Annotated in this window: 9 protein-coding genes; 6 read left to right on the top strand and 3 right to left on the bottom strand. The window is 37.9% G+C overall.

From position 1 onward, the window contains the following. The first annotated feature begins 3 nt into the window (after window positions 1–3). The 6 genes from ZOBGAL_RS04750 (at window position 4) to ZOBGAL_RS04725 (ending at window position 9,740) form a co-directional block, all read left to right on the top strand. A complete protein-coding gene (locus ZOBGAL_RS04750) occupies window positions 4–1,665 on the top strand; it encodes a RagB/SusD family nutrient uptake outer membrane protein (protein ID WP_013992373.1) in 1,662 nt (553 codons plus the stop codon). A gap of 207 nt (window positions 1,666–1,872) precedes the next feature. Then, window positions 1,873–2,892 carry a sulfatase-like hydrolase/transferase gene (locus tag ZOBGAL_RS04745; protein ID WP_013992372.1) on the top strand — a complete coding sequence of 340 codons (1,020 nt, stop codon included), beginning with the start codon at window positions 1,873–1,875 and terminating at the stop codon, window positions 2,890–2,892. After that, window positions 2,882–4,345, top strand: coding sequence for a sulfatase family protein (locus ZOBGAL_RS04740; RefSeq protein WP_013992371.1), 1,464 nt, complete (start codon window positions 2,882–2,884; stop codon window positions 4,343–4,345). The genes ZOBGAL_RS04745 and ZOBGAL_RS04740 overlap by 11 nt, the downstream gene beginning before the upstream one ends. 71 nt (window positions 4,346–4,416) lie before the next feature. After that, window positions 4,417–6,048 (top strand): sulfatase family protein, encoded by a 1,632-nt coding sequence (locus tag ZOBGAL_RS04735; RefSeq protein WP_046287754.1) that lies wholly within the window; start codon window positions 4,417–4,419, stop codon window positions 6,046–6,048. 147 nt (window positions 6,049–6,195) lie between these two features. Continuing rightward, window positions 6,196–8,178 carry a glycoside hydrolase family protein gene (locus ZOBGAL_RS04730; protein ID WP_013992369.1) on the top strand — a complete coding sequence of 661 codons (1,983 nt, stop codon included), beginning with the start codon at window positions 6,196–6,198 and terminating at the stop codon, window positions 8,176–8,178. 41 nt (window positions 8,179–8,219) lie between these two features. Next, window positions 8,220–9,740 (top strand): sulfatase family protein, encoded by a 1,521-nt coding sequence (locus ZOBGAL_RS04725; protein WP_013992368.1) that lies wholly within the window; start codon window positions 8,220–8,222, stop codon window positions 9,738–9,740. 529 nt (window positions 9,741–10,269) lie between these two features. Here the strand turns inward: ZOBGAL_RS04725 and ZOBGAL_RS04720 are convergent. The 3 genes from ZOBGAL_RS04720 to ZOBGAL_RS04710 are packed head-to-tail and all read right to left on the bottom strand — an operon-like array spanning window position 10,270 to window position 16,834. Beyond that, complete coding sequence (locus ZOBGAL_RS04720; RefSeq protein WP_046287752.1) at window positions 10,270–11,808, bottom strand: alkaline phosphatase family protein; 1,539 nt, start codon at window positions 11,806–11,808, stop codon at window positions 10,270–10,272. A 22-nt stretch (window positions 11,809–11,830) separates the two neighbouring features. After that, the gene (locus ZOBGAL_RS04715) at window positions 11,831–13,309 is read right to left on the bottom strand and encodes a SusD/RagB family nutrient-binding outer membrane lipoprotein (protein WP_013992366.1); all 1,479 of its coding nucleotides are present in this window, start codon (window positions 13,307–13,309) and stop codon (window positions 11,831–11,833) included. Window positions 13,310–13,327: 18 nt separating this feature from the next. Then, window positions 13,328–16,834: a SusC/RagA family TonB-linked outer membrane protein gene (locus tag ZOBGAL_RS04710; protein WP_197541281.1), complete on the bottom strand. Its 3,507-nt coding sequence runs from the start codon at window positions 16,832–16,834 to the stop codon at window positions 13,328–13,330. Between the last annotated feature and the right edge of the window lie 18 nt (window positions 16,835–16,852).

Below are 16,852 nucleotides of genomic sequence, written 5' to 3'. Positions count from 1 at the left end.
TAAATGAATAATATAAAATTTTTGATAGTCATTTTTGCGTTCATAAGTATTTTGGTTGGATGCAACGAAGATAAATTTCTGGAAGAAAAAGTCTATGACTTTTATTCGCCTGAAAACTCCTATACAACTCCTGACCAAATTGATTTGGCAGTAGTTAAGTTATATGAAGATATTCATACAGCATTTTACGCTAGTGCTGCACCTACATGGGCTATGTACTATCTTACGGATGTTGCTTACGATGCTATTTCTACTACCCATAGACTAAATTCATGGGCTGATAACGTTACACCCGAAGCCGCTGATATAGGTTTTTGGTGGGATAGTTTGTATAAAATTATATCAAATGCGAATACAATAATCGATAGAATTGAATATGTAGAATATCAAAGCGAGCAAGAGAAATTGAGTCAATTAGCCGAGGCCAAATTTTTTAGAGCCTATGCATATAGAACTTTAGCCATTATGTATGGAGGGGTACCGATAAGTCTTGAGGAAATAACTACTCCGAAACGCGATTTTGTTAGAGCATCAAGAGATGAAGTACTTCAGCAAGTTTTGATAGATCTTAACGAAGCTGCCGCAAATCTTCCTGATATAAATAATGTAAAACAGGATGGTAGGGTTTCAAAGGCAGCTGCGAATCATCTTTTGACGGAGGTGCATATTATGCTTGGAGATTATAATCAGGCGATTGTGCATGCTACTTCTGTTATCGATAATCCCAATTTTGAATTAATGACTAGTCGGTTTGGAAGCAGGATTTCTGAACCAGGTGATGTTTTTTGGGACCTTTTTCAAATAGGAAATGTTAATAGGGGAAGCGGTAATACGGAAACAATTTGGGCTAGTCAATATGAACATTTGGCTCCAGGAGGCGGAGCTCCGGATGATCTGGCTAGATTTCTTGTGCCTCAATATTGGCAGTTGCAAGATGTAAACGGAGATAATGTATTTTTTGGACATTCTAGTCAAAATGGTGGTAGAGGAATCGGATGGTGGGTAGCATCGGATTATATGTTAAACCAGATTTGGGTTAATTCTAACAATGATATCAGGAATTCTGATTTTAACATTATTAGAGATTTAGAAGTTGACAACCCCAATTCTGCGTTCTTTGGTCAAATGATGGTTGCAAGTGGTGCAATTGAGGGGGCTTCAAATGAATTAAATGGTGATTGGAGTGCGATTTTTGCTAAAAGCGCACCCATCGGAAATTTTCCCGACGATGTCATTTCTGACCCTGAGACAGGAGCTACCAATAATGGAGCTAGATCAAGCTTTAGGGATAGATATCTTATGAGGTTGGCCGAAACCTACTTGTTAAGGGCGGAAGCATACTATTTAAATGGGGATTCTGAAAATGCCGCCAATGATATCAATGCGCTAAGGTTCAGAGCCAATGCTGATCAGATAACGGCTAGTGAAGTTGATTTAAATACCATACTTGACGAGCGGGCAAGAGAGCTTTTCATTGAAGAGTTTAGATTACTTACTCTAATGAGAATGAACAAACTAGTGGAAAGGGTAAGAATATACAACCCTATGCATAACGGTTTTTACTCTTCTAATCCAATAAATGATACGCAAAATTTATGGCCAATACCAAATAAGGAAATTGAAAGAAATACCGAGGCTACGTTGGAACAGAACCCTGGATATTAGTCGTGTTATTTGCTACTTAAATGATTATCCTCCCATTTCCAACTTTGGGTTATACAAACTTGTAAGTCTGACGTTTGTGGTTTCCTTTTACAAAAGGTAATCTCTAGTTTATCTGTACAGGTTTTGTTATCTAAACCTCCTCAAAGAGTAAATGATAAACGGACGTTATTGGGTAAATGAAGAAAATATGGTAAATAACTTTTTGAAGTGGCCATTGGATACAGAAATAAACATGTGCCAACCGCAGTTTCGGGTCATTGGGGGGAAACATTTAAACCTTACGGAGTTGGATTGCACAATCTTGAAAACGATAAGTATGTTGCAGATGCTTTAACCGATGAGTGCATTGATTTTATTCGAAAAAACTCAAAAAAACCATTTATGGTTGTCCTTTCCCATTATTTGGTGCACAATCCAATACAGGCAAAACCTGCATTGGTGAAAAGGTTTAAAAATAAAGCTACCACGGATCAAGATAATCCAGAGTATGCGGCCATGCTGGTTTCTGTAGATGAGAGTATTGGGCGAATTAATACTGAACTGAAAAGACTCGGAATTGAAAATAATACGCTGGTCATCTTTACCTCGGATAATGGAGGCTTAAACAATAGTACATCAAATTACCCTTTGTTGGGAGGCAAAAGTTATTCGTTTGAGGGAGCTATGAGAGTCCCACTAATTGTTAAATGGCCAGCAATGATAAAACCAGGGAGAAAATCAAAAAAACGTGTTATTGGTATGGATTTTTATCCGACATTTTTGGACATAGCTGGTATAAAACTGGAATCGGGACAGAATATGGACGGCGAAAGTTTTCTTTCGGTTTTGAGGGGGCAGGTAGTTGTGGACAAACGCCAGTTAGTGTTTCATTATCCTCATTATACAGGAAGTACCAGTCCTTTTTCATCAATAATAGAGGGCGATTATAAATTGATTCGTTTTTATAACGATGAAGCAGGGGGCTATTTATTATTTAATTTGAAGGAGGATCCATCGGAGCAAAACGATTTGTCGGATAGAATTCCATGGAAAGTCAAAGAATTAGCAAAAACCCTTCAATACGAGCTCAATGATATGGAGGCGGAATTTCCTATCAAAAATCCAAATCATCAGTTAAACTTTGTAAATCTCAGTAATTTAAAATCAACATATGATAAAGCGAATAAAGAAAGGGATATACAAGAAAAAAAAATAAAAACCTTTAGTAAGCTCTTTAATGAAAACTAGTTTTATACTTTCTGTAATGACACTCCTTCTGTGTTTTTTTACATTATCAACAAGTGCTCAAACAAATCAAAATAAACCACCCAACGTCATTGTGATTATGGCGGATGATATGGGCTATGGTGATCCAAAATGTTATAACCCTGAATCAAAAATCCCTACGCCAAATATGGATGCGTTAAGTAAACAGGGCATACGTTTTACAGATGCACACACTGCAGCTTCAGCTTGTACGCCATCTCGTTATGCATTATTGACGGGGAGGTATAGCTGGAGAAGTCGGCTAAAGAAGAAAGTTTCATGGTCGGGGTATGACAACCCTTTAATACATAAAGAAGAAACTACTCTAGCCGATGTCTTTCAAAAAGCTGGTTATACAACAGGAGTTGTAGGGAAGTGGCATTTGGGTATGAATTTTCTCCGAAAACAGAATATAGATTTTGTGAAACCCAAAACACATCATGAGAAAGGAAGGCATGGAACAAGGGATGTAGATTTTAGCACGCCTATTTATAATGGACCTAATTACTTAGGGTTCGACTATGCCTTTGTTTCTGGAGCTGGACATAATATGGAGCCTTTTTGTTATATAGAAAATGATTATACCGTTGGAGTTCCAACTATTTGGAGAAAAGCAAAGGATACAATTTATCCTGGGGTGTCTGCAGTTGAAGTTCATGAAGGTTGGATGGTTAAGGGTTGGGATCCAAGAAAGGTCGGTCCTGATTTGACGCAAAAAGCAGTTGACTTTATAACAAAATCAACAAAACAGAATCCTGGGCAACCATTTTTTCTTTATTTACCGACGGTTTCTCCACACAGACCATGCACGCCGCCTGATTTTATAAAAGGAACAAGTGAGGCAGGCGAGCGTGGTGATATGGTGGCAGAGTTTGATTGGACAGTAGGTCAAATAATGAAGGTACTTGAAGCATTGAAAATAAACGAAAATACCGTACTAATTGTAACTAGTGATAATGGCGCCGTTAAAGTGAGCGATGATGGCAAAGACTATGGGCATAAAAGCTGCGGTGATTTAAGAGGTTTTAAAGGGGGGGTATATGAAGGTGGTCATCGTGTGCCTTTGATAATGAGATGGCCCGCAAAAATAAGAGGAGGACAGGTAAATGACAATCTGGTTTGTTTATTGGATCTTCATAAGACTTTTTCGGAAATGTTGAACATATCGTATAGTAACGAAGGAGGTGAGGACAGCTACAATATTTTACCGACCATGCTTAAAGGCAAGGAAGTCCGTCATTCCTTGGTAATGTTATCGTCTGCGGGCCATTTTGCTATCCGTAATAAGGATTGGAAGTTGATATTTCAAAGGAATGAGCCGGTCGCCTTATTTAATTTAAGTGACGACCCGTATGAAAAAAGGAATCTTATTAAATCTAGGTCACAAAAGATACAAGAATTAACGAAACTTTTAAATAGTCATAAATGGCAATAAACCGGTGCACGGGACCTAAACGAAGTGACAAAGGAAAACCTAGCACTATGAGGAATAAAGACCTATCATATATGAAAACATTTTTAACGTTAATATTTTTTATCACAATTAGTTTTAATGGTGCTAGGGGGCAAGAAAGACCCAACATCGTTTACATTATGGCCGATGACCATTGCGACCGGGCTATTGGAACTTATGGGGGAAGGTTAGCGTCCCTCGATCCTACTCCGAATCTGGATAAATTAGCTCAAAACGGGATGGTTTTTGAAAATGTATATTGTACCAATTCTATTTGTACTCCGAGTAGGGCAACCATAATGACTGGGCAGTATTCCCACGTAAATAAAGCTTATGATCTATATACAGGTTTACCCAGGGAAAAACACTATTTGCTAAAAGAAGTACAACAGGCGGGATATAATACGGCCGTTGTGGGAAAATGGCATCTTCACACTTCACCTCAATACACAGACTATTTTGCGGTTATAGCTGGGCAAGGCAGGTACATGAACCCTGTTATACATGTAAGTGAAGGAGGAAAAAAGAGGAAGATTCGCTTTGATAGTACCTTGGAGAAAGAGGTTGACGTAATTGACACGGAAGGGCACTCCTCTGATGTTTTGACCGATATTTCCTTGGATTGGCTGGAAAATAAGCGAGATAAGAGTAAACCTTTTTTTCTGATGCATCATTTTAAAGCGCCACATGGCATGTTTGTCTATGCTGACAGGTATAAGGATTATTTAGCTAGTGTTGAGATTCCTGAACCACAAAACCTTTACAATCAACCAAGTGAGAATTGGGGTTCTATAGGAACACGCGGAATAAACGATTCGCTCGTGAGAGTCATAGGCTCTACTATCTCTCCTCAGCCGGACAAGAGGAATCTTTCAAGATATTACAAATCCAAAATTCAAGAACTACTAGGGAAAAAAGAACTTACAGATAAAGAATTAACGCACTATTCCTATCAGTTTTACTTAAAGGAATACTTAAGATGTGTAAAAGGAATTGATGACAACCTTCAACGCATATTGGATTATCTCGAAGAAAATGATTTAACGGAGAATACCATTATTGTTTACACCAGCGACCAGGGAATGTTTTTGGGCGAACATGATTTTATTGATAAACGTTGGATGTATGATGAATCAATACGAATGCCGCTTATAGTACATTATCCTAAAATGATCAAGCCTGGCACGCACAATGATTGGCTAATTAATAACACCGATTATGCACCCACATTATTGGAAATAGCAGGAGTACAAACACCCAATTATATGCAGGGACGCAGTTTTGTTGGCGCCTTAAAAGGCCAAAATGAACCTGCAGAGTGGCGCAAAGCAACATATTATCGTTATTGGATGCACATGGCTCATGGTCATAACAATCCTGCACATTTTGGAATTCGGACAAAAAAATATAAGCTCATATTCTTTTATGGTGTTGACTATACTAATATTCACGACAAGAAACGAGTTAGTGGAAAAGATGGCAATCGGTATTGGAAAAGTACGCCGGCAGCATGGGAATTCTATGATTTGGAAAAAGATCCCAACGAAATGATAAATCAATATGCTAATCTTGAATATGCTCCGATTATCAATGAGCTAAAAATTGAACTTTTTGAGACAAGGGAAGAGATTGGCGATACAGATGATGAGTTTCCTAGAATTAAAGGTGTTATAGAAAAAAATTAATACTTGATAAAACGTTTAGAAGCAGAAGAAATATTAAAGGTTTTGCCTTTCACTTCATTTAACAGAGATGAGTAGAATAGAGCAAATCATGTTGCTTTTATAAAGAATGAAGATTCTACAGTTAGAAATAAAAAAAATTATAAAAGGATGATATTTAAATACACAATTGTTATTTGCTTATATATGTTTGGCACATTAACTGGTCTGTCTCAAGGGACACCTCAATCCGTTAATATTGTTGAGGGTGGAAGTTTTAAGGACCTGATACTTCCTATTCCAATTACTAAAAAACTCATGGGTGACAATATTTGGGGTAATGACAATGTTTTACCTAGGGATTTGGATAATGGTGTAGAAGGGGTAGAATGGAGCTATTGGGGAGGGAACCCAATTTTGGGAAAAGACGGTAAATATCATATTGCTATTGCCCGATGGCGCGAAGCAACGGGGCATTGGGGTTGGCCTAAATCAGAAGTGGCTCATGCTGTCGCCAACAGTGTTCTGGGGCCATATAAAGTAACCGGAACCATACTTCCATTAGCCCATAATCCTGAGGTAATTGAATTAAATGATGGAACATATCTGTTACATGTAAGTAAAGGAAATATGTATACCTCGAAAAAATTTAATGGACCTTGGGAACTTCAGGGAAAAATTAAAATAGACCAGAGGGGACACAAAGGACTAACACATTTGTATACCAATCTTACGGGTTTGCAACGTAAGGATGGCAGTTTCTTATTTTTTACCAAACGGGGAGACGTCATGATTTCAAAAACGAAAATTACTGGACCTTATGAAATTGTTTCATCGCGTAATTATGACCGATATAGTGGTTACCCTGAGGATCCCGTTATTTGGAAAAGCCGTTATCAGTACCATGTCATATTTAATCATGCAGTAGATAAAAAATCCGTTTATATGCGTTCTTTAGATGGCATCAACTGGAATATAGAGCCTGGTGAACCGTACGATAAATCCGTGTTTCGATATTCTGATGGCACAGTTAACGAATGGTGCAAATTTGAACGTCCTAAGGTTGTTCAGGACGAATTTGGGAGGGCTACAAATCTTTCTTTGGCCGTTATTGATGTGGAAAAGCATCTCGATCTTGGTAACGATCAACATAATTCTAAACAGGTGATATTGCCACTCCTTACCGAGCGTTTGATAGAGATAGTTAACACTGATATAATAACGTCTAATACACAGGAAGTAAAAATAAGAATCAAAGCAGAGAAAGATTATAACCCTGCCGATACAATAGATATAGAGTCCTTGAGATTAGGCGTATCCGAAGCGGTGAATTTTGGAGGAGGGTTGAAGCCTGTAGCGTCGAAGGTAGTTAAAGGTGATTTGGAAGTGACTTTTATATGGGACGGTTCAGAAATCGGCAGTTCAAATTATGATTTAAAAATACTGGGTAGAGCTATGACTGGAGAAGTTGTATTTGGCTATGCTTTACTGCCTCAATATAGAGAAGACCCAGCGTCTTTAGTAACCTTACCTATAAAAATTAAAGATAGTATTCTGTATACTGAAGTAGAAAACTTTGGCCTCAAAAAATCAGCTCCTTGTAAATTGAAAATATTTAAATACTTCAATCAAAAAAGAGAGTTACTTAAACAGTTTGATATTAAAGCTTTGAAGGCATATGAAACTTATAAAATTAAGTTTCCTGTTGAAGGTGATGCAAGAGTAGAATATGAAGCGCTACTTGTTAGTACAGAAGAAGAAACAAGATTTTGGAATAAAGTTGATGACAGTGACTTCTCGATTGTATATAAAGGCAATTGGAGTGAAAATAAAATGGGGAAGAGTATTTATTTTGGTGCCGAACAGGTGGCAACTGATGAGGGAGCTTCGGCAGCTTTCTTTTTTTCTGGTACACAGGCACGTTGTTATGGCCGAATCAGTAAAGAAATGGGAAGCTTTAATGTATTTATAGACGATATTTTTATTGAAAAGATTGATTGCTATTTTGGAGTGGATTTACAAAATATGATTATTTATCAAACTAAAACACTTCCTCTAGGATTACATAAACTAGAGCTTGTAGCCACGGGGGAACATTATAAAGGAAATGATAAGGGGCCAGTAACTATAGATGCGTTTTCTTATATCGAATAAGAAATAATTTTTAAGACTTGAATCTATAATTATTTAGCTACATGAGAGTAATTAAAACAAATATTAAAACTTTATCTAAATGGTATCTAATGGCGTGTAATACAATTGGAGTACAAATTAATAGAGTGGTGATGGTGATTTTAATCACCATAGTTGTTTTACTGGTTTCTTGTAAATCAAAAAGTGAAACCGGAAATGTGACAACTAAAAAAAGTGAAATTCGTCCTAATATCATTTTAATGATGGCGGATGACCAAGGTTGGGGCGATACAGGGTACAATGGGCATCCATATTTAAGGACCCCAAATTTAGATGCCATGGCCGATAACGGTGCTGTTTTTAATCGATTTTATGCGGCTTCATCGGTATGCTCCCCTACACGCGGAAGTGTTATGACTGGTAGGCACCCTTTGCGCTATGGCATTTGTAAGGCCAATTGTGGACATTTAAAGAAAGAAGAGTATACAATTGGGGAATTGGCGAAGGCTGAAGGCTATGCAACCGGTCATTTTGGGAAGTGGCATTTAGGCACACTCACAAAAGATACCTTGGATGCCAATAGGGGAGGTAGAAAGGCACATGACGCACATTATGCTCCACCCTGGGAGCATGGCTTTGATGTAAGCTTCGTGACCGAGTCCAAAGTTCCAACATGGAACCCCATGATTACACCCTCAATAGCTTCGGGTGATGTAAAAAAAACATTGGTAAGAGGAGAATCTTTTGGAACCTCGTATTGGTCCGGTCCTAATAAAATAGTTAATGAAAACTTAGAAGGAGACGATTCACGTATAATTATGGATAGAGTAATTCCTTTTATTGAAAACGCAGTGGAAACCAATAAGCCATTTTTAAGTATAGTTTGGTTTCATAGTCCCCACTTACCTGTTGTAGCAGGTGATAATTATAGAAAACCTTATGATGAGCTTTCTTTAGATCAACAGCATTATTATGGAGTAATATCGGCTATGGACGAACAGGTGGGACGTTTACGCGCTAAGCTTAAGGAATTAAGTATATCTGAAAATACGGTACTCTTTTATACTAGTGATAATGGCCCTGAAGGAAAACTAGTGGAAGGGAGAACCCAAGGCCTGACAAAGGGGTTGAGAGGACGAAAAAGAAGTCTTTACGAGGGGGGAATCAGGGTGCCTGGTATTATGGAATGGCATGGGAAAATTGAGCCAGGTATTAAAGTGGAAATTCCCTGTTTTACCTCAGATTATTTTCCAACAATTGAAAATTTGTTAGGTTCAAGTTTAGTTGATGACAACCGTCCTTTTGATGGTGTTGACCTAATTCCTATTGTAAAGAAAGATGTAAAGGAAAGATTAAAACCATTGGCTTTTGAATTTCAGGGTCAATCGGCATTAATTGACAATAATTTTAAAATTTATAGAAAGAATAAGGATGAAATTTTTGAACTTTATAATATTGGAAACGATCCAGCGGAAAAGCATAATTTAGCAAATAATAAGCCTGAAAAGCTTGAGAATATGAAAGCTGCATGGAGACGATGGAAAACTTCTGTCATGAATAGTAGCATTGGTCAGGACTATTGAAGTCAAGTAATTTTTGAGATTTTATTTTCACTTAGAGACTCAAATCTTACATTGATTTAAGCTTGAAATAACAAGACCTGGGCTTGATAGAGTATTAGTTTTGGTAAAACGTTTGATGAACTGACTCAAAACCATATGCTAGTTCCATATGGTCAACGATTAGGAACCTTACTCAAGGACAATACTGCAGTTAACCATATATAAACTGGGATAAAATTAAATATTCCATTTCTTTAAGGAATCTAAATGTTATTTTTAGATGGACATCTACAAAGTGTATTAAGAAAGTTGGTAAAAAAATAAAATTATAATTTTTTCCTAATCTTTTTCTTAGATAAGGAAACGTTCGATTAAAGACACCAACCTTCAGTAATAGATGTTTATGCTTTTACTGATGGTGGTGTTTTGTATATTAACTTAATTTTTTTTAACTGCCTATTTCGTTGGTCGCAAAAAAAATCTTTTTAAGGTCGGGAATATACAGTCATTAGCGCTTCTTGTCTTTTGATTTGTATAGTTCACCTTATTTTTAATGAGTTCTTTCTACTTGGGCAGAATCTACATAGAAATATTCGCCTAAAGCTGTCCGATTCAAAGTTAGATTATAACTGCCATCTTCTAATTCAACGGTCGCTTTAATACTCTCTTCTTTTGGCTGTGTGTTTTTGTTTGCCCTCTTCCCGGTCAATAGTTCTCCAATAACTCTGCCATCCATTGTTTCAGGTATGGGCAAGCCGTAAATCGCTAAAATGGTCGGGGCAATATCTACATTTGATGTGGGTAATGCACTTATAATGTTCTTCTTAAAGCTTGGTCCTTTTACCAATAAAGCAATGTTAACTTCATACGGGCTAAGACCGCCATGTCCAGCTAACCCTTTTAAATAACCCTTTCCCGCATAACCATTTTCGTTAATACTGTCATTCCAATTTACATCAACCAAAATATCGGCAGCACGCTCTTTGTGGTTCCAGTGTATCGATTCAAATGATAGGGTTCCTTGAATACTTCCCATTAGTTCACCAGGTTTTTTTGCCTTGGAAAAAATAGCCCCTATCCAATCTTCATTTTGCAAAGCGGTAACTATTTTTTGGATGGTAACACAATCATGATTTTTCACATGAATAGCGCCTCCCACAAGAATTACATCGTCGCTGTCTTTGTCTTTTTTTAAACCTTCATTAATCAAAAAATCAGAAATGCTTATGTTGCCTATATGCGTTATAAATCCGTGATCTGCTGAAATGATTATATTAAAATACTGCTCTAGGTTTTGGCTCCGCATCTCATTCAATATTCTCCCAAATTCTGCATCGACAAATTTAATAGCCTCCGTCACCTTTGAATCTCCTATCCCGTTACTGTGTGCCGTGCCATCTGGGTCAGAATACCAAATCGAACTCACTAATGGACCGTTGGAATCAAGTCCATACTTTAAAAAGGCATTCGTTATCCATTGATGTTGAGCTTTATTGGGCTTCGTTTTTTCAGGAATGGGACCAACGTCCTTGATAATTTCCTCTTTTAGGGACAATGGTAAAATGAGTTCGGGGTTGATAATTGCTCCGCCCGCGACGGTATGATTTTGCATAAGTGCCTGACCTGTTGAGCCAGAACTGAATACCATCATTCTGGCTCCCGCTTTTTGAATTATCTCTCCTAAGGTTGTTGAGGTAAGTAATCTGCCATTTGTAGTCTTGTTAATTTTTTCCAATTCGTGATAATCCCCTGTATTTATGCCTCTTTTATCATAGACTTCTGGAAAATAGACAGAATTCCCCATTAGACCATGTGTAGTCGGATAACTACCAGTGGAAAATGAGGTGGCATTAACCCTTGTTACAGTTGGGAAAACACTATGGTGCCGTTTGCCATAGCTTCCCGATTGGGAAATAGAATAGACGTTAGGCATCAGTTCAGGAGTAATATAATCAGGGCGAAGGCCATCAAAAAAAACAACTAGAGTTTTTATTTTCTGTTCTTTTTTAAAGTCTTGTGCGACAGCTGTAAATGTCAATAGGATAATCGCCAGAAATCCGCTCATTTTCTTTTTTCGAATACTTATCATGACCATGATATATTTAGATGAATTATTTATCCCACCAAACTTTAATATCACTATTATCTCCACCCATATTATTTACTGCCGCCTGCAAGTTATTTGGGTTTAACGATTGAAGGTAGGTGGGGTAGGGAATTCTAGAGGGAAAGTTGTTTTCCAAGGGAATACCCTCTCCTCTTGGGAGTTCAGGGTATCCAGTCCTGCGCTTTTCGAACCAAGATTGGTAGTCTACAAAAAAGTAGGCATAGTATTTTTGCAACATAATTTGCGTCATCTGGCCTTCCATTGTAGCTGAAGTATCGTATTTAATATTTTCTCGTTCTAAAAAGTCATTTGGCATAGGTGCCCCCCATTGGGCCATGGAAGCCCTTATTCCGGATGCGTAATGATCTTTTGGCTGTTGGCCAGTAGGATGATTTTTTAAGGCAAGTTCCGCTTTAATAAATTCTACTTCGGCATAGGTCATCATGATACCCAGTTGAGGAAACGTTTTAAGATTGTCGCTATAACTGGAATTCTGTCCTACAACGTGTTGGGTAGTTACAGGATAACCGCTTTCTGCTCCTCTATAAATGTTTTGACCCTCTTGTTCAACCGTGAGGGCCCATACATTGCGTCTTGGGTCTTCGGAGGCATTAAGTCCGTCAATAAAGAATTTTGTAAAGTAGACGTTTTCGCTCCAATCTACCGTACGTGCATTATAATATGGGTTAAAGTAGGGGAACGAACCGGTATAATTGAAAATTGCATTATCATCTATACTGGTAAAAACGGGATAGGTTTCCGGGTCACTTAAAATAGTATTGATTTGCGACGTTATATCGATCTCGCCATCACGCTTGGATATCCTTAGTAAAAGTCTTAAACGTAGTGAATTAGCAAATTTTTTCCATTTGGTTATGCCAGGGTTACTATCACCTGACAGTTCGTTTGCTTCATATACCAAATCTCCTCCGTAAGTGAGTGCTTTGGAATCGTCAAATAAGGAATTGGCTATTTCCAAATCATTTAAGATTTGTACATAAATATCTTCTTGTTTGTCGAATTTTGGTTGAAAAACACCATCACCTGCGGAAGTAGCTTCAAAATAAGGGATATCACCATATAAATCTGTCAAGATGGAAAATGCCCAAGACTTGTAAACTAATGCGATGCCTTTATAATTATCCTCGTTTAGTTCCTCTGAAATAGTCTGTAAATCTTCAATATCCGTCAGATAACTATAGAAAGAAGTCCAAACACCTTCTCCTGGATTTATGACGTAACGATGTTGACCGCCACCACCTGTACTTTCCCTTGGTACATCCACTTGCATTAATTCATGAGTGAATGATCTAGATGACTTAATTGCCGAATTTACTATGCGGTACTGCAACTGTCCTAAAAGTACCCCAGGGGTTATTTCTTCAGGTCTGTTCGGGTCAGTGTTTAATTCTTCAAAATCTTTGGTACAACCAGTCAGCAAGATTGTAAAGATCAGAACGGTATTTATAAGTTTTTTGTACATGTTTAAAGTAGATAAGGTTTAAAATTTTAAAGTGAGATTGGTTCCGATAGAACGTGTGGAGGGAAACTGGGCCAATTCCACTCCTGGGGTTAACGTACCGTTATTCAGATTGCCACCTTCTGGATCAAAACCGGGAAACTTAGTAAAATTGAATAGGTCCCTTCCAAACAATGCGATAGTTGCTCCTTGCAACCCAATTTTGTCTAGCAAATTCTTAGCGAATTTATACTCTAGTCTAACCTCGCGTATTTTGAGAAAATCAGTGCTAAAGATGTTTGTTTCAGCATTGCTACTCTTGTAATAATTATTGTAATAGGAATCAGCGGGAACATTTATGGTATTAGGAGCATAGGAACCATCTTGCTGTAAGACTACCCCGTCTCCTACAATACCCGTTTCACGACCTGGTAATGTCACTTTGGTTTTACCTAAGGTATTACTCTTGTGGTTTGTATGGGAATATATACTTCCACCTGTTTGACCATCCAAAAGCATACTGAACTTGAACCGGCCCAATGAGATTTCGTTCATAATACTACCCTTCCAATCGGGAAAAGCATTCCCTAGTTTTTTACTTTCTGGATCCAATTCTGCAGGAAGACCAGCAGATGAATAGATAATCTGTCCATCTGGAGAACGTTGGAAACCTCTGCCGTAAAGATCCCCCATAAGGCCTCCTACACGAGCTTCTATGGATACGTTACTACCACGTGCATATATAACCTGAGTTTCTATTCCATCTGAAAGTTCCTTTACATAACTACGGTTTCTTGACCATATCAAGGTTGTATTCCATTTGAAATTTTCATTGTTAATAGGTTTGGCAGTTAATTTAAGTTCCAAACCTTGACTGTTGATTAAACCCGCATTAATTAGTGCGTTCGAATAGCCCGATACCGGATCCAAGGGAATGGCTAAAATCTGGTTACGACTGTCATTTGTATAATAAGTCGCGTCTAGTCCTAACCGATTTTTCAATAATCGTAAATCTACTCCAATCTCATAGCTTGTTGTAATTTCAGGTTTTAATTCGTTATTGAAAAGAGTGGTTGGGTTTGTAAAACTATTACTTAAAACTCTATCATAGTATTTAGCGGTTTGATAGGGGCGGGTATCATTACCTACTTGCGCCCATGAAAGCCGAAGTTTTGCAAAAGAAACGGCTTCTGGAAGTGTTATTAAATCACTAACTAAGAAACTGGTGCTTACCGATGGATAGAAAAAAGAGTTGTTTTTTAAAGGTAAGGTACTCGACCAGTCATTACGGCCGGTAAGATCTAAAAAAATACGGTCATTTAAGAATGAAAGTTGTGAAATTGCATATAAGCTATTGGTAGCTTTCTCTGTCCTTATGGGGTCTAATACTGCTTGGTCTAAACTATTAGAAATTTGATAAATGCCTGGCTGCGCCAATTGATCCGCATATTTTCCGGTAAAATTATAGTTCTGCCGCATAGCATTACCTCCACCTGAGACTGTAAAACCAATTTTTTTGCCCAGATTTCCTGTGTAGGTCAATAGGAAGTCTGTATTGGATTCATAACTGAATACGTCCTGTTCGCGATAAGAGCCTCTAGGGAATTTAGTCATGCTAAATGGGCGCTGTTGTGTTCTGAATTCATAGGCCATATCCAGGCCGGAACGTACTTTAAGACTTAACTTTTTGGAAAATTCATAGTCTAGTGAAATATTCGCAATAACACCATGTTTATTCATTGTGTTCAACATTTCATACATACCCAGAAGTGGATTGTCCGGCCCTGGGTTAAAAGGATTTTTTTGTTCAACATCCTCTAACCCGGGTTGCCAATAAGGGTCAAACCATTCAGGATTAATACTCGGGGCAGTTCCAAGAATCAGAAAATACATTAAGGATTGATTATTGTAACCGGCAGCTGGTAGGTTGTCACTAGTTTTATTAGTATAGTTAGCTTTACCCGCGATTTTTAACTTGTCGGAAATTTTTTGGTTTACCGATAATGAGGCATTAATACGTTCAAAACCAGTATTAGGTATAATCCATTTGTTCTTTAAATGGGTTACTGAAAATCTTGCGGATCCGTTGTCTCCACCGCCTTCTAAGGAAATACTGTTGGAAGTAGTTGTACCAGTCCTGAAGAATCCCGAAATATAATTTTTGTAGGGTACCCATGGGGTTCGCTCAGTTGGTCTGCCATCAGGGGTATCGGGATTAAATTGAAAATAGGATTGTCCTGAAAATTTTGGGCCCCATGCTCTGCCCGCACCCACGTTGGTACTGGTGTTTAAGCCGTCTGGACTATCTAAATATGAATAATACTCAGAAGTGCGCCCCTCACCATATTCAAATTGATAGTCGGGATAACGATTGACTGATTCGGTATTAAAGTTGGAGTTAATAGTAACGCCAATTCCATTCTTTTGTTTTGAACCTGATTTGGTAGTAATAATAATAGCTCCGTTACCAGCCCTGCTACCATATAATGCCGTGGCACCTGGTCCTTTTAAAACAGTCATTTCCTCAATATCGTCAGGATTGATATCGGATAAGGTTGATCCATAATCCACAGGGCTATCTGCTGAAAGGTAAGACGAGAAACCTGTGCCAGTAATTTTGCTGCTAATTGGAACACCATCAACAACTACTAGAGCCTGATTGTTTTCCAAATTTAGCGATGATTCGCCTCTAAGGGTTATACGTGCCGATCCCATTGGGCCGGCTCCAGCACCTTGAATGTTCAGCCCTGCTACCTTTCCTGAAAGGGAATTTACCCAGTTGTTGGTCTTGGCATCCTTTACGGACTTTTCATTTATCGTCTGTGCCGAATATCCCAGTGATTTTTCTTCTCTTTTGATACCTAGGGCCGTTACCACAACACCTGACAGTTCCATTGCGTCGGGTTCTAGTTGTACATTGATTTCCGTCCTTTCCCCTACTATTATTTCGTTAGTTGTGTAGCCGATATAGGAGACAATTAACGTTGCACCGTTGTTAGAAACGTTAATGGTGTAGTTGCCATCAAAATCAGAGGTCGTACCGTTAGTAGTTCCTTTTTCAACAATGCTAGCACCAGGTAATGGACTTCCGTTTTCATCGGTAATGGTACCATTGATTAATTTTTGTAAATCTGATTTTAGATTAGGAATGTGATGCTTAGTCCTATTGGTTGCATCATTTTTCAACTTGGATTCAGTAAGGAATATGCGGGTTTCAATGACTTTGTAATCGGTTTTTGTTTTTGAGAATATTAAATCGAGTAAAGTATCAATCGGTACGTTCCGGACATTAATAGATACTGAACGGCCTAAGTCGACAGCCTTGATTTTATATACGAAACGAAAATCTGTGGAGTTCTCAATGGTATCAATGAGTTCACTCACGGATATGTTATTATAATTTAGTGTGAGCTTGGTTTGTGATGAATAGTTTTCATTAGCGTTAATTTTAAAAAAAGAAACTAAAATGAGTAGAATGCAAAGTCTCATTTTATAAGTGAATTTTTGAAACGGGGAAAGGCTTCTTGTAAGGTTAAGAAGTTTTTTCATACTTTTATAGTGTTATAT

Origin of the sequence: Zobellia galactanivorans (genome assembly GCF_000973105.1) — a bacterium.
In the GTDB taxonomy this organism is placed as follows: Bacteria; Bacteroidota; Bacteroidia; order Flavobacteriales; family Flavobacteriaceae; genus Zobellia; species Zobellia galactanivorans.
This window is presented reverse-complemented; position numbering and strand designations above follow the sequence as displayed.